We start from the raw sequence: 23739 nt of genomic DNA, 5'->3' as shown, positions 1-23739 counted from the left end.
CGGTACATTTTGAATTTCAAAGCATCGCAGACCATGCCGGAAAACGACGGCGAGGTGGTCTCTTACTACACTTAACGAATATGGAGTTGATTGAACGGGCCGCCTTTTTGCGGCGGTTGAATGAAAGATTTGAAGAAACGATAGGAGGGGAAGGGCATTGCATTTTGGTAAGCGGTGAAGCGGGTATTGGTAAGTCGTCGCTCGTGAGGGCGTTTTGCAGCGCAATAAAAAACAATAGCGGGATATACCAGGGGACCTGCGATGCCTTGTTCACGCCAAGGCCACTGGCCCCGTTGTACGATATCATCTGGCAGCTTGGCAGTGCGGCTCTCAAAAGCCAGGTCGGTACGGGCGATAAGTCGGGGTTGTTCATCAGCTTCCTGGGCGAGCTGAGAAACCGTAAGGAAACCTGTGTGATCGTCTTTGAGGACATACATTGGGCCGACGAAGCAACGCTGGATTTTATTAAGTTTCTGGGCAGGCGGATCGGCCAGACGAGGTGTTTGTTTATCCTCACTTACCGGGACGAGATCCATTTCCGGCACCCGCTCATTAACATATTAGGCCAGCTTGCACCCGATGCTTTCACCCGGATCAGGCTTGGGCCGCTTTCGGGAACTGCAGTCGAAAATTTGGCCCGTGAGAAAGGATTGGACGGCAAAGAGCTGCACAGGATTTCAGGGGGGAATCCCTTTTACGTGAATGAAATATTGGCCTGGTACAGTCCCGGCATTCCCGATAACATCAGGGACTCCATCCTGGCTGTTTACAACAAACAGGATCCGAAGACCCGGCAGATGTGGGAGTTGCTCTCCATTTTTCCGACAGGCGCTGAAGTGCATTTTTTTGCGGAGATGTTACCGCATTTTTTAGATGAAATTAGCGAAGGGATCGACTCGAAAATCATACTGGAAAAGGAGGGCCGTCTTTTCTTCAAACACGAACTTTACCGGATTACCATAGAGGAGGCGCTTACGCCCCGGCTCAGAATTAGCCTCAACAGGAAAATCCTTGCTCTTTTTCTGGAAAGATTCGAAAACAACGGGGAGATCGAGCGGATCATCCATCATGCGAAAAACGCGGAAGCTGTCGATCTGATTTGTCAGTATGCGCCAATCGCCGCCGCCAGGTCGGCAACAGCGGGATCCCATGCCGACGCTGCCCGGCTTTATCGGATGGCCATTGATTACCAGCAGCAGGGCGATCGGGATGATCTCATGCAGTGGTATGAATCCTATGCTTATGAGTGCTATCTGATCAGCCGTCACAAAGAAGCCATTGCATGTGTGGAAAAGGCCCTGGAATATTGGAAGGAGAAGGATAACCATGAAAAATCGGGCGATAGTCTGCGTTTTTTATCCAGATTGTGGTGGTTCGAAGGAAACAGGGCGCTTGCCGAACAACTGGGTTATGCAGCTGTGGAGGTATTGAAAGAAATGCCTGCTTCCAGGGCGAAAGCGATGGCTTACAGCAATATGGCTCAGCTTAAAATGCTGGAAGACCAATCCGACGCATGTCTGGAATGGGGGCGGCAAGCCTGCGAGATAGCAAGGGAAATCGACGATCAGCAAACATTGGCCCATGCCATGAATAGTATCGGATCGGCGTTAATGACGGTGCAAATTTCCATCGCCGAGGGGATCTCTTTCTTGGAACAAAGTCTTGAAATTGCTAAAAAACATGCGTTTCACGAGCACATTGCGCGGGCTTACACGGCGCTGGGGAGCAATGCGGTGTCGATGAAGCAATATGCCATTGCAAAACAAAACCTGGAATTGGGAATCTCCTATTGTGAAGAAAGGGATATGGATTCCCTGAAGCTATACATGCTGTGTTACAAGGCGAGACTCTTTCTTGAAACCGGTGACTGGGGCCAGGCATTTTCCATTGCGGGGGATTTGTTAAAAAAAGAAGATCTGCTGCCAGTTGTGAAAACCGGTGCACTGACTGTCGCTGGCATATTAGAACTCAGAAGGGGAGGCGCAACAGCAGCGGCATTGCTGCTCGAGGCACAGGCTATTGCCCTTGAAACCATGGAATTGCACCGTATTGTCCCGGCTTTGGCAGCCCTGCTGGAATACGAATGGCTGGAAGGCCAACCGCTGGTTGAGGACGCAATTCTCGACCACGCCATTGCCATGATCTCCGTTTTGCCCAAAATTGCCAAGAAAAACAGGCTGTACTTTTGGATCAGAATGGCAAGGAAGGGTTACCTGCCGGCTTCGGAGAGACATGAAGATTATGGTTTCCAGAATGCCCAGGCGGCGCGGAAGGAAGCTGCTTACTGGAAAACACTCGGCTGTCCTTACGAACAGGCCCTGATGCTGCTCGAGGGAAATGAGGACGACCAGCGGAATGCCCTCACCATCATTCAGGATCTGGGTGCAACGGCTGTTTACAATAAATTGAAGAAACAGATGCGATTTGCCGGTCTCTGCAAGATACCCCGCGGGAAGCGGCAGACTACACGGTCCAACGCCGCGAACCTGACGTTACGTGAGCTCGATGTGTTGCAACTTTTAAAAGAAGGCATGCGGAACAAGGAAATTGCTGAAAAATTGTTCGTTTCCGCAAAAACGGTGGACCACCATATCTCGGCTATTCTGAGCAAACTGGCTGTTAATTCCCGCTCAAAGGCCGTTCAGGAGGCAATTAACCTGGAAATTTTGAGTTGAAAAACCTGCTGCAAATGACGCATCATCCATGAGCCCAACCATCCTGCCTGAACCATCAGAAGGCTTCCCGGCAAAGAAATAGCAGGTAATCTTTTCACTTCTTCAAGACAATCGGCGGCCACATTTCGTCCATACCAGCCAAACGGGACGTCGGCTCGGATCGGAGCCATCAATGAAGCGGCATGTTTGGAGATGATCGGGATTTCCCCTTGATCTACTCTCATTGGTCACATCAAGAACAGGCATTCAGCCGGTCTCAGATAGGGGCCGGCTGAATGCCTGTAGTCCCATTTTCAAATCGTCCGGAATATTTCCCTATACGGCCTCCGTGGTCGGAAAAATAGGGAGCCTGCATTTTAATATGGGGAAAAGCCCTGAAATCGGGGCGGTGGGGAAGATATTCCTTTGTATCAAATTTAAAACAATCAAAAAACAACATGAAAAACGCAAGCTTACTTTTGATCACACTAGTTCTCCTTTCTTTCTCCTGCAAAACAGAATCGCAGGGTATTGACACAAACCAGCCGAAAAGCATGTTCCTCGATGTGCACAATCTCGCGCCCGGCGGTGTTACGTTCGACGCAGTAATGGAAGCACATAAGAAAGACCTGGCCACGGAGGGCAAGTTTGGTGTGAACTTCATCAAATTCTGGGTCGACGAAGCTGCAGGTAAGGTTTACTGTCTGTCGGAAGCACCGGATTCTGCATCGGTATACCAGACGCACAAAGAGGCGCACGGCTTGGTACCTGCTTTGGTACAGCCTGTCAGCAGCGGGCATGAAGCCGCAGGGGGCGTGAACCCCACGCTGTTTCTCGACATTCACCAGCTGGGAGCGGGTAATGTTACTGCCAAGGCTGTTGCTGAGGCGCATGTCAAGGACCTGGCGGTGCAGGGTAAGTACAATGTCAATTTTATCAATTACTGGGTTGATGAAAAGTCGGGTGCGGTGATGTGCCTCTCGGAAGCCAAAGACGCCAATTCGGTGATCAATACGCACAGGGAAGCGCACGGATTGATCCCGGTCGAAATTCACCCCGTCAAGCAAGGGCAATAGCAACCCTTACGTGACTTTTGTTGGAAAGGTCCCGCCGGTAATGGCGGGTCTTTTTTTGTTGTAAAATGGTCTTTAAAACACAAAATGAGGACTTTAAAACAAACAGGCGCGGCTCGCGGCGGGCTAATTTTGTTCCAACAAATTTTGATTTTAGCCATGGAACAAAGAACAGACAGCTACAATAGAGCCGCACAAAGAACCCGTAGGCTCGCCATTTAACGCTTTTTCAACGGCCCGTTGCCGGAAGCGATCGCTTCGTTTAAAATTGAAGAGGCTGTTCATATCCTCCGTACGATGAATCCGAGATCGATTATGTACTGGCCAATTTTAATGAACCAGGGAAGATCAGCCTGGACGATTGTATGGAACGCCATTACATGCACAACATGAGCATGGACAAATTTGGCTACCTGACAGGCCGCAGCCTGACCACATTCAAACGGGACTTCAAGAAAGTGTTCCGCACTACACCCCAAAAATGGCTTACCCACAAGCGGCTGGAACTGGCACATTGTCAGATCAGGGAAAACAAGCGAAAACCTTCGGAGGTATACCCTGGAGGTCGGGTTCGAGAATCTTTCGCATTTCGGGTATGTCTTCAAAAAGCGCTTTGACTATTCTCCGGCGGCAGAAGGTTCCGGGCGATCCACACCTGGCCTCGGGTAGCTTTTCATCTGCAGGTTCTTTGGTTTGGGCAAAAGAGGCGGATGGTCTTTGTATATTTGCAATTTGCTTGAAACTGAACCCATGTCTGAAAAAACCAAACGCGGCGCGGCAGGCGGGCCGGGCATATTTAGCTTGCTGGTGCCCTATAAGGGCCTGATTGTGTTGTTATTGCTGTTTGCCCTGCTGAGTAACGGCATTAACCTCTGGCTGCCCAAAATCATTGCGGGTGGGATAGACGACTACACCCACCGGCGCTTTGATCTGAAATACACGCTCATCGAATTTTCTCTGGCTGTCGTGTTGGTGTTCATATTCGGGTATTTCCAGAGTGTGATCCAGGTATATGCTTCCGAAAAGGTGGCCCGTGACCTGCGCACCCGGCTTTCGGACAAGATTTCCAGGCAAAGCCACGCTTTCATCGAGCAAGCGAACCCATCCAAATTGCTGACCAACCTCACAGCAGATACCGATTCCATCAAGCTATTTGTTTCGCAGGCAATCGTCTCCATCGTCTCCTCCATCGTGATCATCATAGGGGCAAGCATCCTTTTGCTGAGCATTAACTGGAAGCTGGCGCTGACCGTCATCGCCATCATCCCGATCATAGGAGGTACTTTTTTCCTGACCCTGCAGAAAGTCAGGGCGCTTTTTGTGCAAAGCCGGGAGGTGATCGACTGGCTCAATAAAATCATCAATGAAAGTATTCTTGGCTCGGCCCTGATCAGGGTGGTCAACTCGCAGCAGCTGGAATACGCCAAGTTCCTGGAAGCCAATACCAAGGCCAAAGGTTTCGGACTAGCCATCCTGAACCTTTTTGCGGGGCTGATCCCCGTAGTAAGCTTTACGGCCAATCTTTCCATGCTGACCATCCTCGTTCTGGGCGGGCATTTTGTAATAGAAGGCACGATGACGCTCGGAAGTTTTGCCGCATTCAACAGCTATCTCTCCATGCTGATATTTCCAATCCTGGTGATTGGTTTCATGAGCAACGTGATCGCACAGTCGACGGCCTCATTTCAAAGGATTTCGGCGATCCTGAACGCACCCGATCCCGAGGAAAAGGGCACGGGCAAAGAGGTCCTGGAAGGGAATATTGATTTGAAAAACGTATGGGTGAAATATGGTGAGAAACCGGCCCTCAAAGACGTTTCGATATCGGTCAAAGCAGGATCTAAAATCGCGGTTATCGGCCCGACCGCGGCTGGGAAAACACAGCTTCTCTATTTGCTTACCGGGCTGATCAGTCCCCGGGAAGGAGTGGTCGAATTTGACGGGAAACCCATTGATTACTACGATAGTGAGTCGTTCCACCAGCAGGTAGGGTTCGTTTTTCAGGACAGTATTGTTTTTAATATGAGTGTCCGCGAGAACATTGCATTCAGCAGCACGGTAACCAATGCGTCTCTTCAGAAGGCCATTGATACGGCCGAGCTGACGGCTTTTATTGACGGTTTGCCGGAAAAACTGGATACCATCGTTTCGGAGCGGGGTTCAAGCCTGTCGGGTGGGCAAAAGCAACGCATCATGCTGGCGAGGGCACTGGCGATCAACCCGAAAGTGTTGTTGCTGGATGATTTCACGGCCCGGGTGGATACCAGCACCGAAAAGAAGATCCTTTCCAACGTGGAGCAGAATTATCCCGGCATCACCCTGATTTCAGTCACCCAGAAAATCGCGGCCATCGAGCATTACGACCAGATTATCGTCCTGATGGAGGGAGAGGTAATCGGGACCGGCACCCATCAGCAGCTGATGGCCACCAGTCCGGAATACGTACAGATTTTCAATTCACAGCAAAGCACCAGCAATTATGAATTACGATCTTAACAAGCTTTCGGAGCAGCAGCAGAAAACGTCCACCTATAAAGCACTGGGAAAACTGCTGAAACTGATCGCCCATGAGCGCAGAAATCTCTCGCTGGCATTTGTTGCGATTATCCTCAACACGTCCGTTAATTTATTCGGACCGTTCCTGATCGGCCACGCAATCGACAAATACGTGGTCACCAAGCAGTTTCACGGTTTATTGGTATTCGGAGGAATCCTGCTGGGCATGTACCTGATCGGGCTGTTGACGGCTTTTCAGCAAACCAAACTGATGGGCGGGGTAGGGCAGCGGCTGCTGTTTACCTTGCGCAATGCCATTTTCAACAAATTGCAGCAGTTGCCTGTGGCCTTTTTCAATCAGAACAAAGCTGGCGACCTCATATCGCGGGTCAATAACGATACCGATAAGCTGAACCAGTTTTTCTCCCAATCGCTGATGCAGTTTGTGGGCAGTATCTTCACGATGCTGGGGGCAGGAATATTCCTGCTGGCAATCAACATCAGGCTGGGTGCTGCCGCGTTGCTGCCTGCGGTGCTGATCCTTTTGTTTACCATGGTGTTATCCCCTTGGGTGAAAAGCGCCAATGCCAAAAGCCTGAAAAGTACGGGAGGGCTGAGCGGGGAAATCCAGGAGAGCCTAAGCAATTTCAAAGTAGTGATCGCCTTCAACCGGCGGGATTATTTTCGTCAGCGTTTTCAGGTCGCCAACCTCGACAACTATGTGACTGCCATTCGTGCCGGGCTGGCTAACAATATTTTCATGCCGGTTTACACCCTGTTTTCCAATATCGCGCAGCTGATCGTCCTTACTTACGGCATTTATTTGATCAGCACAGGCGGGTTCAGCGTGGGCTTGCTGGTAAGTTACCTGGCCTATTCCGTCAATTTTTACAACCCTTTGAGGCAATTAGCCACTTTATGGGCCAATTTTCAGGTCGCTATGGCCGGGTGGGACCGTATTTCCTATATCCTTGCTCTTGAGACAAACCTGGTTACCCTTCCCGGAACAGAAGCCGTGGCCGATGGTTCCTTGCTGGAATTCAGGAACGTGCACTTCGGGTACGATTCGAAAGAGATATTGCATCATGTAAATTTCCGGCTCGAACGGGGCAAGACGTATGCGCTGATTGGGCCTACCGGCGGCGGAAAAACTACCACGGCATCGCTGATTGCACGTTTATACGATCCCCAGGAAGGGGTAGTTCTGTTAGATGGCAAAGATATCCGGAGTTACAGCGCCGAGGAGCGCAGCCAAAAAATAGGTTTTATATTGCAGGAGCCATTCCTTTTCAGCGGGACGGTACGCGACAATATCCTGTATGGCAACGAGCCACTGAAAAATCATTCTACTGAAAAACTCGAACAGGTCATCGGGGGAGCTGGCCTCGGAGACATACTGGCCTTGTTTGAAGACGGGCTGGAGACGAAAGTGACGTCGGCGGGGGATAGTATCAGTCTGGGCCAGAAGCAGTTGATCGCATTCATGCGCGCAGTGCTGCGTAGTCCCGAAGTGCTGATCCTGGACGAAGCCACTGCCAATATAGACACAGTAACCGAAAAATTGCTGGGCAACATTTTGAAACAATTGCCCGAAACTACTACCCAGGTAATCATCGCGCACAGGTTGAACACCATTGAGAATGCCGACGAAATATTCTTTGTCAATTCCGGCGAAGTCAACCGCGCAGGTTCGCTGGACGCAGCTATGAGCATGCTGCTGAAAGACAAGAGGACCAGCTAGCCGTTATTCCTCCATGGCTGGGGACTCCAAGTGATGTTGCAATTTGCAGACGAAAGCCGTTTATACGGCTTTCTGTGTTTTCTGCCGACGCGTTTTTCAAATCTCGGGGATTCCCCCTTATTTCCCTTTTCAGCTGAAATTTTAGTAAAAAAACAGAGCCGCGAAGGTCATTCTTTGCGCGTGTCTTTGCATGCATGGGATCCTGCCTGCAAGCCACTTTTATCCAATTACTATTTCCTATTATGACCATGAAAAAATATCTATTCGTGTTGATGATGCTGGCGTGCTCTTTTCAGACGTTGCTGGCACAGCAAAGGAAGGTTACCGGACGGGTAACCGATGCGTCTACGCAGGAAGCACTGCCCGGGGTTAACATTCTTTTAAAGGGGACCTCCGTCGGTACAACGACAAATAGCGACGGTATTTTCAATCTGGAAATGCCTACAGGGCCGGCTGTGCTGGTACTTAGTTTTATTGGGTATACGACCATCGAGCTTCCCATCGATAATGCCAGAAACGTCGAGGCGGCACTGCAGCCGGACACCAGGCAGCTCAGCGAGGTGGTCGTAACGGCCCTGGGCGTGGAACGCAGCCGGAACGCATTGCCTTATGCCGCGACGCAGATCGAGGGAACCGCCGTCACCGCTGGCCGTAACCCCAACCTGATCAACTCGCTGTCTGGCAAAATAGCGGGTTTGAATATCACCCAGACCAATACGCTGGGCGGCTCCGCCAATGTGGTGATCCGGGGTACCAAGTCGCTCACGGGGAACAACCAGGCCTTATTTGTCATTGATGGTGTGCCTGTCAACAACAATGTTTCCAACACCAACAGCCAGGTTCTGGGCGCAGGCGGGTACGATTATGGAAATCCGGTAGCCGATATCAATCCGGACGACATTGCCACCGTCAGCGTGCTCAAAGGCGCGGCTTCCACGGCCTTGTATGGTTCGCGCGCATCCAACGGGGTGATTTTGATCACTACTAAAAAAGGTAAAAGAGGCCTTGGCGTTACAGTTAACAGCGGTTTGACAATTGGAAAGGTCGATAAAAAGACGTTGCCTGTATATCAGAAAGAATACGGCGCAGGATACGAGGAAATATGGGGCAGTTTCGACGTGAATGGGGATGGCGTGGAAGACGAAACAGTTTCTTTCTCCGACGATGCCTCTTACGGTTACGCATTCGATCCCAATAAGCTGGTGTACCATTGGGACGCTTTCGACCCGACTTCCCTGTATTACAAGAAGGCGAAACCCTGGGTAGCCGCCGAACACGGGCCGGAATATTTCTTTGAAACGGCGGTTTCTACCAATAATAGTATCATGGTAGACGGCGGCAGCGAGAAGGCGACTTTCAAGGTAGGCTTCACCCGCACCACCGATAAAGGGATCGTGCCCAACAGCAAAATCACGAAAAATATGGTGAGCCTGGGAGGAGTGCTGAACCTAACCTCTAAATTGTCCACGCAGGCGAATGTGAACTTTACCCAGCAGGACGGTCTCGGACGTTACGGGGCCGGTTATTCTTCACTGAACCCGATGCTGGGTTTCCGCCAGTGGTTTCAGACCAATGTGGACCTGAAAGAGCAAAAAGAGTCGTACTTCCGCACCGGGAAAAATATGAGCTGGAACTGGAAAGGCCCCGATGATCTCGTGGCTGCCTATTCGGACAATGCGTATTTTACCCGGTATGAGAACTATGAAAACGACAAGCGTTACCGCACTTTCGGCAATATTGCGGCGATCTATAACCCGGCTGCCTGGCTGAAAGTCACCGGTCGGGTTTCCATGGATACTTATGACGAGGTACAAGAAGAGAGGTTTGCCATCGGCAGTACCTCGAACGAGGGCGATCCTTATTATACCCGTTATAACAGAACTTTCCGCGAGTTCAATTTTGACTTGTTTGCGAACTTTCAGAAAAGCCTTTTCAAGGGGCTGTCTCTCAGTGGGTTGGTGGGGATGAACATGCGGAGGTCGCAAGCGAACTCTTTGCGTGCTTCCACGAGCGGAGGTTTGGTGGTACCGAAGCTATATGCATTATCTAATTCGAAGAGCCTTCTTTCTCCTCCTATCGAGAACGAGCAGCGCATAGCGGTCGACGGTATTTTTGCAAACGCGACACTTGGCTTCCGGGAGTTGATTTTCCTGGACCTGTCGGCGCGGAGAGACCAGTCGTCCACGTTGCCCAAAGCCAATAACGCCTATTTTTACCCTTCAGCGGCGGTCAGCCTGGTGTTTTCGGAAATGCTGAAAAATCTATCCTGGCTATCTTATGGAAAACTGAGGGGCAACTATGCCGAGGTTGGCAGTGATGCGCCGTTTGCGGCCACAGGCAAATATTATAATAAGCAAAATGAGGAAAGGGGGAGCCCGATTGGCGGTTTCAACGGGATTCCCATGTATTCGGTCCCCAACACCAGGTTTAACCCTGACCTGAAACCGGAAAAAACCAAAAGCTCCGAGATGGGGGTGGAATTGGCTTTCCTGAACAACAGGGCAGGGCTGGACCTGACGGCTTACCGTTCGCAGACCTTTAACCAGATCCTGCCTGTGACGGTGCCTACCACAACCGGCTACAGCTATAAATACGTGAATGCGGGCGAAGTGGCCAATAAAGGAATAGAGCTTTCGGTGTTCGCTACGCCGGTTAAGACGACGTCATTCAGTTGGATGATCCAAGCAAACTGGTCGAGAAACAGGAATAAGGTGGTAGCGCTGGCCGAAGGCGACAATATGATCCTGGCCGAATACCAGACCAACGTCACATCCAATGCGACAGTCGGCCGTCCGTTCGGCGTGTTGAGAGGGACTGGCTATGTTTTGCATGAAAACGGGAAACGCCTCATCGATGAGGACGGGCAGTACGTGTTATCGGCTCCTACCAAAGAGATCGCCGACCCCAATCCGGATTGGATAGGAGGGCTTTCCAATACAGTTTCCTATAAGGGCCTTTCGTTGTATTTCCTGGTCGATATGAAGAAAGGCGGTCAGTTATACAACATAGACACCTATTATGGTTTTGGCACGGGGCTCTATCCTGAAACTGCCGGGCTGAACGAACTGGGCAAATCTTCGAGGCTCCCGGTTGGGGAAGGAGGAGGCCTTCTGCTGGACGGGGTGAAGGAGGACGGCTCCCCCAATGACGTCAGGCTTGAAAACACCGAAAGCTCGATGGGCGGCAATGGCCCCAACGAGCGCCATGTTTATGGTGCAGGTTTTGTAAAGCTCCGCGAAGCTTCTCTGACCTATTCACTGCCGCCAAGCCTGATTTCCCGTTTGAAAGCATTCAAAGGCATCGACCTGTCGCTGGTGGGCCGCAACCTTTGGATTATTCACAAGGACGTCCCTTATTCCGATCCTGAGGCTGGATATGGTGCAGGGAACATCGGGATAGGAATTTTGGGCGGGGCTTATCCTACTGCCCGTAACATTGGCTTTAACATCAAAATGAAATTCTGATCGGCGTTACTATGAAAAAAATATTCTTTATAGGCGTGTCAACGCTGTTTTTCGCAACAGCCTGCGTCAACAACCTGGACGATGATTACAACGTCGATCCCAAAAAGGCAACTGAAGTGCCGGCCGCTACATTGGTGAGCAATGCGCAGTTTAACCTTTGCAACATCATTACCACGGCGGATTATAACCTCAATCCTTTCCGGTATTACCTTCAGCATTGGGCAGCGGTACAATATCCCGACGAAAGTCAATACAATATCAATGCGCGGGAAATCAACAAAGGCTTTTGGGATGTGCTGTACCGTGACGTGCTGGGTGATCTGCGGGAGGCCAGAAAGACGATAGAAGCAGACCAGTATATTGTTGATTCTGAAAAAGTGAACCAACTCGCGGTCATTGAGGTGCTGGAAGTATATGCATGGTCGGTGCTGGTGAATACTTTCGGGAATATCCCTTATGCCCAGGCTCTTGATTTTACGAATGTGCAGGCTGTTTACGAAGACGATGCAGCCATTTACGCTGATCTTATCAAACGGTTGGATGCCGCGATTGTGAACCTGAATGTTGATAAGGGAGCCGCAGGGTTTGGCGAAGGTGACCTGTATTACAGCGGACATTCCGAAAGCTGGGTCAAATTTGCAAACTCGCTGAAACTGCGCTTTGGTATCACGCTTGCAGATGCAGATGCCGCGACTGCGAAGAAATTGGTGGAAGAGGCTGCTCCCCATGTATTTGCCTCGACAGCAGAAGAAACCAAGCTGACGTATACCGCCAATCCCACAACGGCTAACCCGGTTTACAATAACCTGAGGCTGCGGAACGACAATGTTTCGGCCAACACGTTTGTGGATGTGCTGAATGCGCTTGCCGATCCGCGCCTGAACGAATTCTTCCGGCCGGCCACCGCAGGCCCGAATGCGGGTAAGTATGTGGGCGGAATTTATGGGGCTGCCAATAGTTATTCCAGGGTTGCCCAGCCCGGCAATGTATTGCGTAATCCGGAATTGCCAGGCCTGCTGCTATCTTATACAGAGGTTGTTTTCTTGCTTGCCGAAGCCAAAATGAGAGGCTTCAATGTTCCCGGGAACGCCAAAGATTATTACAATGCGGCCATAACTTCTTCCATTGTAGGGGATTGGGGCGGCACAGCTGCGGAAGCCGCTGCCTACCTGGCGCAGCCGGCAGTTGCTTTTGATGCGGCGAACTGGAAAAGGAGCATCGGTACCCAGAAATGGATTGCCTTGCATAACCAGCCCGTGGAAGGCTGGAAAGAATGGCGAAGGCTGGACTTCCCGGTCCTGGTGAAGCCCGCCCAGGCGGTGTCGGACATGCCGCTTCGTTTTCCGTATCCTTTTACGGAGCAAAACCTCAACAGCGCTAATTACCAGGCTGCGGCAACTGCCATGGGCGGGGATTTGGTTACTTCCAAAATTTTCTGGGATTTGAAGTAACAGCCGTCTGCATATTTGTTGGATGTACCTGCCCTGGAAAGTCATCGGAACTTTCAGGGCAGGTTTTTTCTTTTGCGCCTGCTGCATCTCTCGGCAAGAGATCATCGCCTACAAACAGAGGACTTCCCGTTGAGTGATGATTTAAACCTGAATTTTTCTCTCCATATTTGAAGGCAAAGGCGCATATCCCTTTCCGCTTTTATTCGTCATGAAAAAATACCTGCCCCTACTTCTTGTCGCCATTTCAATTGCTTCCGAGGCACAGGTTCTCCGGAAAAGGACGACGACGCTGATGGGCGGGCGTTTTGATATTACCATTGTGGCAAAGGATTCGCTGACGGCTGAAATGCATATCGATACCGTGATCCGGGAGGTTACCCGTATCGAAAACCTGATTTCCGACTGGAGGCCCGCTTCGCAGGTCTCGCAGGTGAACGCTGCTGCAGGTATACGCCCCGTGCAGGTCGACCGTGAGGTTTTTGAATTAACCAAACGCGCCCTTGCCCTGTCGGAATTAACCAAAGGCGCATTCGATATCAGTTTTGCAGCGATGGACCGCATCTGGAAGTTCGATGGATCCATGACTGCATTGCCAGCGCCTGCCGCCATTAAAAAATCTGTTGAAAAAGTGGGTTACAAAAACATCGTCCTGGACGAAACGCATTCCACGATTTTCCTGAAACTAAAAGGAATGAAGATCGGTTTCGGTGCGCTGGGCGAAGGTTATGCGGCGGACCAATGCCGGGAGCTGATGTTGAAAAAGGGGATCAGGGCAGGTATAGTCAATGGTTCGGGCGACCTGAGCGCCTGGGGCAAGCAGCCCGACGGGACCGACTGGGTAATCGGTATCAACGATCCGGCCCGGCCTGGGGAGCTTTTCGCGATTGTACCACTCCGACAAGGCGCAGTGGTTACCTCAGGGAGCTATGAAAAATTTGTGGTATTCAACGGCAAACGGTACTCCCACATTATCAATCCGGCAACAGGCTATCCGGCGACCGGCCTTACCAGCGTGACTGTTTTCGGCCCCAGTGCGGAAAAAGCGAATGGGTTCAGTACGTCCCTCATGGTGATGGGTAAACAGGCGGGTCTGAGGCTCATCAACAGGTTCCCGGAGTTCAGCTGCGTCATGATCACCGATGGCGGCGAAGTGCTGACTTCGGATAACCTGGATATCTCGGCATACAGGGTAACTCAGTAACAATCCATCAAAACCTGGCTGCGAGACTGATAGTAGCTGACGCTTTTTCCGAAATGTTTCTGACAAATATTTTCCAGCAGGTCCACCACATTGTTTTGCATGGATAATGATCCGCAAAGCATGATTGCGCCTTCTTTGGCCAGCGTTTCCGCTACAATGGCCTCGTCGCGGGTCAGTAAGTCTTTCACATATTGCTTTTCGCCTTCTCGCGAGTAAGCTACATGCAGGCTGGTGAGCTTCTGGTCGGTCAAGTTCTTTTGAAGTGCTGTACTGTAAAGCCTGAAAGATGCCTGGTCCCGGAATCCGCAATACAGATGACAGTTGGTGCCCCGTTTTTGCTCATCGATCATGCCCAGGAATGGGGCAATACCCGTGCCATTGGAAATCATGATCACCGTGGGCGCTTTTTGCGGGAAATGAAAATGGGCGTTACCAACAATACGCGCGCTGATCAGGTTTTCGGGGGTAAGGCGATAAAGATAGCCGGAGCCCAGCCCGTGCTCATACAGCTTGACGCTCAGTTGGATATCCTTCCCGATCCTGCCAATGGAATAAAGCCGTTCCCGGTGGTCATTTGCCGGATGGATCGCCAGGAGGTCCCCGGATGTGAATTTAACGCGGCGTTTTGGCCGAAATCGTATTAAAAAAGCTTCGCCTGGATGGGTCACTGCCGTTTTTTCGGTCACTGTAAAAGATTCCTGCTTTTCCTGTACCGCAGCAAGCGGACCGGCAGTGAGGTCCAGCGGAATGTCGGCGTGCTGCGACCAGGTGGCTGCCCATTGAGCAAACTCATCGGGAGATTTGTCGTTCACTGTATGCATCTCCAGCATCGGTACGGCCCATTTCTGTTTGCCAAACCAATGATCCACTTCGAAAGCATACTTGCAGAAATCGGGATAGCCGTGGGAGCCGAAACCAACGACGGAAAAACGGACCGGATTAGGCTGAGGATGTTTTTCCAATAACGTTTCAAAGTTTGCCGCATTGGTAGGCGGATTGCCCAAACCATAAGTGGCCGTCATGACAATGATATGCGACGCTTTAGGAAAAACGGCATAGTTGTTCAGTTCGGTGACGTGAACGGACTTACCACTTGCCGCCAAATGCTGGTGCACCGCGTTGGCAAAGCGGAAAGTGCCGCCATTTTCCGACCCGACAAGGATTACAAATTCGCTTTCGTCGGCCCTGAATTTGTTCTTCACCCGTCCGGCCCTGCGTCTCAGCGTCATGGCGAATCCGGAATAAATGAAAAAGAGGATATTACCCGATGCCATGGCGAGGACAACGGCCCAAATGGCGCTGGTACGGCCGGTGTGCAGGTCGAGACTGAGCTCGGTAAGTACTGCGGCGGCAGGATATTGGGCCTCGGTGAGTATGTCGCCGGTCATCTGATTGACAGCCAGTTCCCTGTCTTTAAGTTTGAGTGTGTAATAATCTTCGGGATCCTCTGAAAATGGGAATTCAATGGTTTGAACTTCCGATAGTTTTACACGCCTGAAAACTTCGAAATCAGCAGGGTTCTTTACCGGTTGATCCTTAATAGCGTCAAAATCAACATCAGAGGAATATTTCGGTGTTTCAATCAGGCCGAACCGGGCCAGTGACAGGTATGTACCGGTGAGCGCAATAATCAAGATCGGGACCAGCGACAACCGCCCCAGTACGACGTGATAGTACTGGGCGAAATTATCCCTGACAATGCGGGCGAAGAAGCGTTTCAGGCCGCGCTGGCGCTGAAGGATCAGTGCGGTGCCGGAAACCGTGATGAGCGATAGCAGAAAGGCGGTCAGGCCAATGAAAAACCGGCCTGTTTCATGTATGAAAAGGGAACGGTGCAGGGCGGTTACCCACTCGAAGAATTCGTTTTTCGGTCCGGGGATTCCCAGGATTTTGCCGTTATGCGGGTTTACATAAGCCAGGATTTTTTTGCCTTCGCCGTCGCTGCCTCTGACGAGGACGAACTGGTTGGCATCGACGGAAAGCGCGCTGATCCCCGGGTATCGTTTTCTGAGCAGTGGAAGTGATTCGGCAAGATTGATCTCATCAAAATGATCGGCCCGGTAAGGATGGGTTTTTTCTGATAAGGGCTGGAAGGCCAGCAGTATGCCTGTAACGGAAGCCAGCGAAAGCAAAAGAAAAGAAGATACGGCCAATGCGAGATGGCTGTATCTCCATATAGAAATCGTCATAAGGCAGTCGAAACGTTAGTTTGGGCTGAACCGGACGTAGCGGATAAATCCGGTACCCTCGCTTTTTGCGGAGAGCGCTTCTGTCGTGAGCGGTATTTCCAGGTCTTTTACGTAATAGTTTTTATCTTCCACCGCGCTTTCAAACCTGATCTTGTAACCTGCATTGATTTTCGCATTGTCGATTTCAAGCACATTCACGCTGCGGTCTCCGCCTGTAACCGACGGACCCGTGATCGCGCTGATATTGGCTGGTTTTTTAGATTGGAACTTATGCCATTCTTTCAGGCTGTTGTACCATTTTTTATTGGAGCCCAGCACGTACAGGGTCTGGTCGTAGGCGCCCTTGGCGTCAATCAGCGAGATGACCATATAAGCGCCTTCGCCCATGTAATTGGTCATCTGGATCATGCATTTGTATTTGCTGGTGGTTTGCGCAAAGAGGGAAGCAGGGCGCACAAATGTAAGTGCGAGGAAGACGAATGCTATTTTAAATAAACTGGACATGGGTATTATTTCAGGAAATTGACGGTAACATTGTTTTTAGCAAGCGATTCATTTTCGGTAGCCAGGTCAAAAGCGGTTTCTTTGAAACTGGTCTCAATGTCTTTTCTTGCGCCGATAGAAATCAGGTATTTCAGCATGGTATCATCTTTTGAAATCATCGCAGCCCGGTGCAGCGCTGTCAGGCCTTCGCTGTTTTTGGCATTGATATCGACGTGAAAAGATTCCAGATGCTTAACCAGCGACAAGTCGTTTTTAGCCACTGCCAGATGGTACAAAGTGTTCCCGTTTTTTTGCGGCTCGGTGATTTTAAAACCTTTATCCTGAAGAATTTTCGACTTGGCATCGAAATCGCCCACCCTTTGTGCATGGTAAGACTGGATCAGATAGGAGGCCAGATTGTCGCCACTTACGTCGGTCACATTGACCGAAGCCCCCTTGCTGATCAGGTAACCAACGATTTCAGGAGTGTTGCTCCGGACAGCCATGGCCAAAGCGGAAACGCCTTTCAGATTGCCCTGGTTGATATTCTTAACCTTCGGGATCAGTAAGCCTAGCGTGGTTGTATCCCGGTTGGATGCCGCGGCATTCATCAGCGGCGAATTTCCGTCCTCGTCGGCCTGGTTCGCATCAACCCCTTTTGAAAGGAAATATTTGATGATATCCTCCTGTTTTGCCCTGCGTGCCAGTGAATGCAGTACATTTTCGCCGTTCTTGCCCACCACAGTCGGCTTGATGTTCAGACTTTCCAGGTATTGGTACACTTCTATGGGGCTGGAGCTGCCTCTAAACCCCTGCGATGCCATCAGCATGGCATTCGCATTGGCAGGAACGCCTCTTTCCAAAAGTTTTTTGAGCATCTCTATATTGCCAGCGCGGGCGGCATAGGCAAACGCGTTGTTACCGGCCGCGTCGGTACTTTTCAGGTCGAGTCCTTTTGAAATAAAGTAATTGGTGAGCGTAAGGTCCTTATCGTTGGCTATGGCGATCAGCAATGCATTGGCGCCGTCGTGGTTAAGGTCTTTTTTGAGATTGGCGCCGTGGGCGAGGCAGATATCGTAAACTTTTGTGTTCTGCTGGCCGTTGCCTGCCGCGAAATTAACGGGTGTTGCACCATGGCTGTCTATCACGTCCGCTTTCGCGCCTTTGGCGATCAGGTACTCCATCAGTTCAACATTGCCTCGGTTTGCCGCCCAATGCAGGTAAATGCGGCCATCATGCGTCAGTTTTTCGACCGTATTCCCCGGCTGGGCCAAAAGATATTCGATGGTGGTATTGGGTGCCTGTGCATTAATGGCCAGCACGACCGGGTCAAACATATTGCTGTTGAATTGGGAGGGGTTGCTGCCTTTTTCAATCTCGGCTTTGACCGCATTCACATCCGGGCCCGTTTTCCAGAATGACTGGTCAAGAAGCACATTTTGCTGTGCCGGGGCTGCGAAAGAAAATAATGTACAAACGAGGATGAGAATTTTTTTCATACAAACAGATTGGATTGGAAGCTGGCTGCCTTCTGGATTAAGTTTGTTTTACGGGAAAGGCGGGCAAAGTTAACGATAATTGGTCTAAATAATGGAAGTAATGGCGCAAGTTTAGCGTTATCATCGTCTTTTTCCCCATTTGTAACGGTGGGTCCAGTAAGCAGTTTTCATAGCCAGATATCCAATCCCCGCCCCGACCAGCACGTCGCTGATGTAATGCCGGTTATTTGCTACGCGGAGCAGCCCCACGGAAGAAGCGACGGTGTAAGAAGCATAAGGCATCCAATGATATCTGTCTTGGTATTCTTCACTCAGAAAAGTTGCTGCGGCAAAGGCCTGTGTGGTATGGCCGGAAGGGAATGACGTATATGAACTGCCGTCGGGCCTCAGCTCGTGGGTGGCCTTTTTCAAAACCGAGGCTACCCCCAATGCCAGGATTTCGCCTTTCAACAAAATGACGGAGCGGTTTGCAAAATCGGTTTTTGATTGAATGCCAAGGGCATCCAAGCCATAGGCAACGGCCAGAGGCGAAAATTGCAGGTAATCGTCCAGATGCGTTTTGAACCGGGGCATATGTTCGTTCCGCTCTTCGGCGACTTCGTTTTTGATGGATTCCTCCGAATGTCCATTGGAGACCAGTCCTGCGAGAATGAGAGATGCCGGTGGGTAAAGCCCCTTGACTGTGAACTGTGGCCGGGCATAAGAGACCGAATCGAGGGTCTGCCCGAAAATCCGGGAGTGCATGGCCAACAGAATGGTTAGATAAACGAAGGCTGATTTCATAAGAGGGGGTATCTGATAAAGTGAAAGATCAATTGTCGCCGCCAGGGGCACTATGCAAAAAATCGTTACCCTGGTCTTTGCCTTTTTTGAATTCAAGCTTTCCAAACTTGTAGGTAAGGCTTACACCAAACGATCGGTACGGCACCAGCACCGTGTTGGTCGAGATATAATTGGGGGTTCTGATGGTCGTGACCTGGCTGATGTACCTGGTAAAAGGATTGGTCGCAGTGAGGCCTATACTGGCGTTTTTATGATTAAATTGTTTGCGGAAAGCAAAATTGTAAGTGAGCTGTTGCGGTCGTTTCCCCTGAATGGTATTGATCGCCGACGAATAGTTTCCAAAACCTTCCAGGACCAGGTTCTTGGGAAGCTGGTAAGTGGCGTTGAGATTGAACCGCCAGTTGGTACCGTTGGTCACATGGCCACCCAGGAGGTCGTTTACAACTCTTTTCTGGGTTACCATCAGATTTCCCCGCAGGTTAAGCTGGCTGGTAACCGGCACTGAGCCCGAAACGCTGACGCCGGAGTTGTACTCGATGCCAATGTTCTGGCGGTTGGTGACGGAAACATTCAGGTAGGTGGAGTCGCCAATCACATAAGTCGGGTAAAGAACCGTGTAAGGTTTGACATCGTCGGTATTGATCCTTTCGATCAGTGCGACGTAAACACTTCCACCGTTTTTGAATGATTTGTTGTAGCCCAGCTCGAAATTGTTCCCGATTTCGGGTTTCAGGAGCGGGTTCCCGCTAGTAATGTTATAAGGGTCGCTCAGGTTCATGAACGGGTTGATATCCCGGTATTCGGCCCGCTCGATCCGGCGGGTAAAGGCCAGCTTAAGTGACTGGTCGCTTTTGAATTGATGGGAGAAGATAAGGGAAGGTACCAGGTTATTATAGGACGGGATCGACGTGTTTGGATAATCGATCCTGACATCCGTATGCTCAAACCGCGCACCAGCCTTTACATTCAGGAAATGGAACAGTGAAAATGTAGCAGACAAATATCCGGCATAGATTTTCATGTTGTAATTCAGCCTGTAAGATTGAGCCGGATCAGGAATGTACTGGTCAGCCGCAGGCCTGAAGACGCGGATATCCGCCAGGCTGCTGATGTCCTGCCATACTGTTTTTACGCCGGTTTCAATGATAAAGTCCTTTTTGACGGGGTGTGTATAATCGATAGAAATGTTGGTTTGCTTGTCATTGCCGGGCGTATTCCCAGAAGTTCCCATATATGGCGCTTCTTCCGAACCGATGTATTGCAATTGGTTGTACCTGTTTCGTGGTTTCCCAAAGCTTGAGCTGTATAACACATTCAGCTCCTGGCCGTCCCTTCTGAGTTTTTTGATATAATTTAAGCTCCAGTCGAGAGCGGTGATCCCTCCGTGGCTACCAGAGTTCCTTAAAATATCGGAGGTGGGCGCTGGGGTGCCGCTTGCACCAATAACCGACTGACGGATGCTGGTTATACCGTTGCTGCCATTGCTGAAGTTGTTATAGCCAACCGCCCCGATCAGATTGTCTTTTTTGGATAAATTCCAGTCAAACCCGACCCCTGACCGGTAACCGCTCCTCTGAAAATCCTGGTGACCATTTTGCAGCAAACGGGTTTGCGTGCTGTCGGCCGGGTTTGCGGAGAGCCGGTCCTGCGTGCTGGGCGTGCGGGAGCTTAATTGTTTGTTACCACTGAAAAATGCATTGACGCCAAAGTTACTTTTCCTGAAATTCAGGTTTACAGAGCCATTCTCAAGCCGGGTGCCGACGGTCAGGTTAACGCTTCCGTTGATTCCCTGTAAACGGTTTTCCTTGAGGATAATGTTGATGATCCCGCCTGTTCCTTGTGCGTCGTATTTTGCCCCGGGGCTGGTGATGGCCTCAATACTTTTGATCTGGCTGGCCGGAATGGAGGACAGCGCGTCGGTGAGGCTGTTGCCAAAAACGCTTGAGGGTTTGCCGTTGATCAGAAAGCGAACATTGGGGTTTCCTTGCAGCTCCACATTGCCGTCTATATCCACCGAAACCTGCGGTACCTTTTTCAAAACATCCAGTGCCACGCCCGCCTGGGACGTCACATCGTTCGCTGCGTTAAAAACAATTTTGTCGATCTGGTTTTCTATAATCGCCGCCTGCCCTGTAACTGTTACCTCGGCCAATGTTCTGACTGATGGGGTTAACGCAATATTATTTAGTGCAATGACCTTATCGTTTGCACCGATGGTCAGGTCCTTTACTGATTTTTTCTGGTAACCAATAAAATCGATGTTCACCGTGAACGTGCCGGATGTAAGTCCAGTGATTTCGAAATAACCTGTCGAGTCGGTTACGGCACCATTAACGACCTTATTGGTCAACTGGTCGGTGACGCCCACCGAGGCATATTCGACGGGCAGATGGCTCGTGCTGTCGGTGATTTTGCCGGTTATTTTCTGGTTTGATTTGCTTTGACTGTAAACGTCGGTCCAGACAAATAGTAACAGGAGTGCGGAAGAAATAAATGACTTCATAAGTTGCTCAGGTGATGAGGCAAACCTAGAAGCCAATTCTGGAGAATTTTTAGAGAAACGGGCTAATACCTTCGTTTTCTGGAAAATTTAATGCCACTTTAATGTGAAGCGGTGCAGGCCGTCGGTATATGTGTACAAAATATCAATTCGCAGCTGTTCACATATCTGTCTGACAATCGATAAGCCGAGCCCGTTATGCTGGCTGTGCTGTGCTTCCTTGTAAAAGCGTCGGTACAACCGTTTGTTATCCAGCGGTTTTTGCGGGCCCGTATTTTCAATGTAGAGTTCGTGGCCTGACAGGCTGATGTAAACAGACCCGCCTTCATTGTTATGCCTTCCAGCATTTCCGATCAGGTTGGTGAGGAGGATATCGATCAGCTCCGGGTTGGCCTGGATCGCGGCCGGATGCAGGTCGGCGGAGGTAGTGATCTCATTGTTCTGCCAGAACTCCTGAAACTGTTCGAGCTTTTCCCGGACGCTCTCTTGCAGGTTTACCGAGGCCGTTTTCGTATACTGGTTATTTTCAATTTTGGCAAGAAGCAAAAGGGACTGATTGAGCTTGTTCAATCTTTTGATTCCCGAATAAATGCTGGACAGCGCCTGGGTCTGTTTTTCCGAAAGGCCTTCTTCCTGAATTACAAGGTCCAGCTTGGACCGTATGATGGCGAGCGGCGTCTGGATTTCGTGCGATGCGTTTTCGGTGAATTCTTTGAGGACCTGGTAATCCGTTTCCGCATTGCTGATCGTACTTTCCAACAGCCTGTTCATGTAGGCAAATTCCTCAATATCCGTGTCGGGAAAATCGGGGAGTTGTTTCTTGCCAAGTTTAAAGCCCTTCATGGAAGCCAGTGAGCCGTAAAATGGTTGCCACAACCGGCTGAGGATCACCTGGTTGGAAGCAATCGTTGTAATGATCACGATCAGCAGCATGGCTATCGTAATTCCCGCAACTGTCCGTGTGAGTAAGTGTACACCTTCGATGGGCTTGGCAATGGTAACCAGATAGGTGGCATTGCCGACATTTTGTGTGAAGGTCAGTTTTCTGTACCGGTGCGACCGTTTTGCAGTCCTGTCTGAAATAGTCACTGTCGCAAGTGAAACCGCCTGCCTGGCGGAGTGCCATCTGGCGTAGGAAACCCTGGTCTCGTCCATCATACCGATCGGCGGTAAATTGCCCTGCTTTTCGACAAAGTTTTCGATCCTGATCCGGTAATCGTCCAAGGCCTCGTCCAGTTCATGGACCAGCACGTATTTGATCAAAAAGTAATAACAAATCCCCGAAAGCAGGAAAAGCGAGACCATGACGGTCAGATTGATGCGATTATAGCGGGAGAATAATTTCATGGGTATTCAATTGTCGAGGCTGAATTTGTAACCCATTCCGTATACAGCTTTGATGTAATCGGGGCAGCCGGCGTGCATGAGCTTCTTCCGCAGGTTTTTGATATGGGAATAAATGAAGTCGTAACTGTCCGCCATATCGATATCATCGCCCCAAAGATGCTCCACGATCGCCTCTTTGGTGACTACTTTGTTTTTATTACTGATAAAATAAAGAAGCAATTCGTATTCCTTTTTAGTCAGCGGGATAGGCTCGTTCCCTGACCTCAAAATACGCTCGGACAGATCGAGGGTCAGGGGTCCCACCGTGATGCGCGTCTTGCCTTCGAACGATTTTCTCCTGACAATGGCCGCCACCCGGGCACCCAGTTCGGCCAGATGGAAAGGCTTGGCAAGGTAGTCGTCGGCGCCGCTGTTGAGACCCTTGATCCGGTCGTCCAGAGCATTTTTCGCGCTGATAATCAATACACCTTCCGATTTATTCAGGGTTTTCAGTTCCGCCAGGATATCCAACCCGTTTCCATGTGGCAAAGTGATGTCCAGAATGATGCAGACATATTCATTCATAACCATTTTATCAAACGCCGTTGGGTAGTCGTAGGCCGTTTCGCAGGTGAACTGTTCGGAGCTCAAATAGGAGCAAATGCTGTCGGATAGGTCCTTTTCGTCTTCTATAACCAATAATTTCATATCTGAAATTTTTATGATAAATTCTGCACGGCATTTGATCATTCAAAGATTGAGGTAGAATCTGAATTATTTCTGGAGTGGTACAACTGGCCCCTATTTTACCATTCAATAACTGACAGAAACCGATGAATAAAATACTCGCTCAGGTTCAGGCAGTTTTCAGTGATCCCT

General features: G+C 50.2%; 16 protein-coding genes. 8 read left to right on the top strand and 8 right to left on the bottom strand.

The features are described from left to right. Window positions 1-80: 80 nt before the first annotated feature. A complete protein-coding gene (locus tag AC1XUF_RS30465; protein ID WP_483345655.1) occupies window positions 81-2675 on the top strand; it encodes a helix-turn-helix transcriptional regulator in 2595 nt (864 codons plus the stop codon). Here the strand turns inward: AC1XUF_RS30465 and AC1XUF_RS30460 are convergent. Next, window positions 2642-2899, bottom strand: a complete 258-nt coding sequence (locus AC1XUF_RS30460; protein WP_483345654.1) for a hypothetical protein — start codon at window positions 2897-2899, stop codon at window positions 2642-2644. The two genes, AC1XUF_RS30465 and AC1XUF_RS30460, sit on opposite strands and share 34 nt — an antisense overlap. A gap of 213 nt (window positions 2900-3112) precedes the next feature. On the opposite strand from AC1XUF_RS30460, the gene AC1XUF_RS30455 reads away from it, so the two are divergent. The 7 genes from AC1XUF_RS30455 to AC1XUF_RS30425 all read left to right on the top strand — a co-directional run bounded on the left by AC1XUF_RS30455 (window position 3113) and on the right by AC1XUF_RS30425 (window position 14080). Further along, a complete protein-coding gene (locus AC1XUF_RS30455) occupies window positions 3113-3730 on the top strand; it encodes a DUF4242 domain-containing protein (protein WP_483345653.1) in 618 nt (205 codons plus the stop codon). Window positions 3731-4092: 362 nt separating this feature from the next. Continuing rightward, window positions 4093-4344: a hypothetical protein gene (locus AC1XUF_RS30450; protein ID WP_483345652.1), complete on the top strand. Its 252-nt coding sequence runs from the start codon at window positions 4093-4095 to the stop codon at window positions 4342-4344. A 133-nt stretch (window positions 4345-4477) separates the two neighbouring features. Continuing rightward, window positions 4478-6223: an ABC transporter ATP-binding protein gene (locus tag AC1XUF_RS30445; RefSeq protein ID WP_483345651.1), complete on the top strand. Its 1746-nt coding sequence runs from the start codon at window positions 4478-4480 to the stop codon at window positions 6221-6223. Further along, window positions 6207-7964: an ABC transporter ATP-binding protein gene (locus AC1XUF_RS30440; protein WP_483345650.1), complete on the top strand. Its 1758-nt coding sequence runs from the start codon at window positions 6207-6209 to the stop codon at window positions 7962-7964. Before AC1XUF_RS30445 ends, AC1XUF_RS30440 begins: the two co-directional genes overlap by 17 nt. 248 nt (window positions 7965-8212) lie before the next feature. Next, the gene (locus AC1XUF_RS30435; protein WP_483345649.1) at window positions 8213-11428 is read left to right on the top strand and encodes a SusC/RagA family TonB-linked outer membrane protein; all 3216 of its coding nucleotides are present in this window, start codon (window positions 8213-8215) and stop codon (window positions 11426-11428) included. Between the two features lie 11 nt (window positions 11429-11439). Then, entirely contained in the window at window positions 11440-12879 is a 1440-nt protein-coding gene (locus tag AC1XUF_RS30430; RefSeq protein WP_483345648.1) for a SusD/RagB family nutrient-binding outer membrane lipoprotein, read from the top strand. Window positions 12880-13087: 208 nt separating this feature from the next. After that, entirely contained in the window at window positions 13088-14080 is a 993-nt protein-coding gene (locus AC1XUF_RS30425; RefSeq protein ID WP_483345647.1) for an FAD:protein FMN transferase, read from the top strand. On the opposite strand, the gene AC1XUF_RS30420 is transcribed toward AC1XUF_RS30425, so the two are convergent. From AC1XUF_RS30420 to AC1XUF_RS30390, 7 genes are all read right to left on the bottom strand, one after another. Then, on the bottom strand, window positions 14074-16269 hold the full coding sequence (locus tag AC1XUF_RS30420; RefSeq protein ID WP_483345646.1) for a PepSY domain-containing protein: 2196 nt from the start codon (window positions 16267-16269) through the stop codon (window positions 14074-14076). The two genes, AC1XUF_RS30425 and AC1XUF_RS30420, sit on opposite strands and share 7 nt — an antisense overlap. A 15-nt stretch (window positions 16270-16284) precedes the next feature. Continuing rightward, window positions 16285-16773: a DUF2271 domain-containing protein gene (locus tag AC1XUF_RS30415; protein WP_483345645.1), complete on the bottom strand. Its 489-nt coding sequence runs from the start codon at window positions 16771-16773 to the stop codon at window positions 16285-16287. A 5-nt stretch (window positions 16774-16778) separates the two neighbouring features. Continuing rightward, window positions 16779-18251: an ankyrin repeat domain-containing protein gene (locus AC1XUF_RS30410; protein ID WP_483345644.1), complete on the bottom strand. Its 1473-nt coding sequence runs from the start codon at window positions 18249-18251 to the stop codon at window positions 16779-16781. 120 nt (window positions 18252-18371) lie between these two features. Further along, window positions 18372-19034 (bottom strand): phosphatase PAP2 family protein, encoded by a 663-nt coding sequence (locus AC1XUF_RS30405; RefSeq protein WP_483345643.1) that lies wholly within the window; start codon window positions 19032-19034, stop codon window positions 18372-18374. Window positions 19035-19062: 28 nt separating this feature from the next. Then, complete coding sequence (locus tag AC1XUF_RS30400; protein WP_483345642.1) at window positions 19063-21537, bottom strand: TonB-dependent receptor; 2475 nt, start codon at window positions 21535-21537, stop codon at window positions 19063-19065. 87 nt (window positions 21538-21624) lie between these two features. After that, window positions 21625-22881: a sensor histidine kinase gene (locus AC1XUF_RS30395; protein WP_483345641.1), complete on the bottom strand. Its 1257-nt coding sequence runs from the start codon at window positions 22879-22881 to the stop codon at window positions 21625-21627. Between the two features lie 6 nt (window positions 22882-22887). After that, a complete protein-coding gene (locus AC1XUF_RS30390) occupies window positions 22888-23568 on the bottom strand; it encodes a response regulator transcription factor (protein WP_483345640.1) in 681 nt (226 codons plus the stop codon). Window positions 23569-23739 lie beyond the last annotated feature (171 nt).

The organism is Dyadobacter sp. HNCC25DJ185 (genome assembly GCF_056895195.1).
The sequence above is the reverse complement of the archived record's forward strand: the minus strand, read 5'-3'. Positions and strand labels throughout refer to the sequence as shown.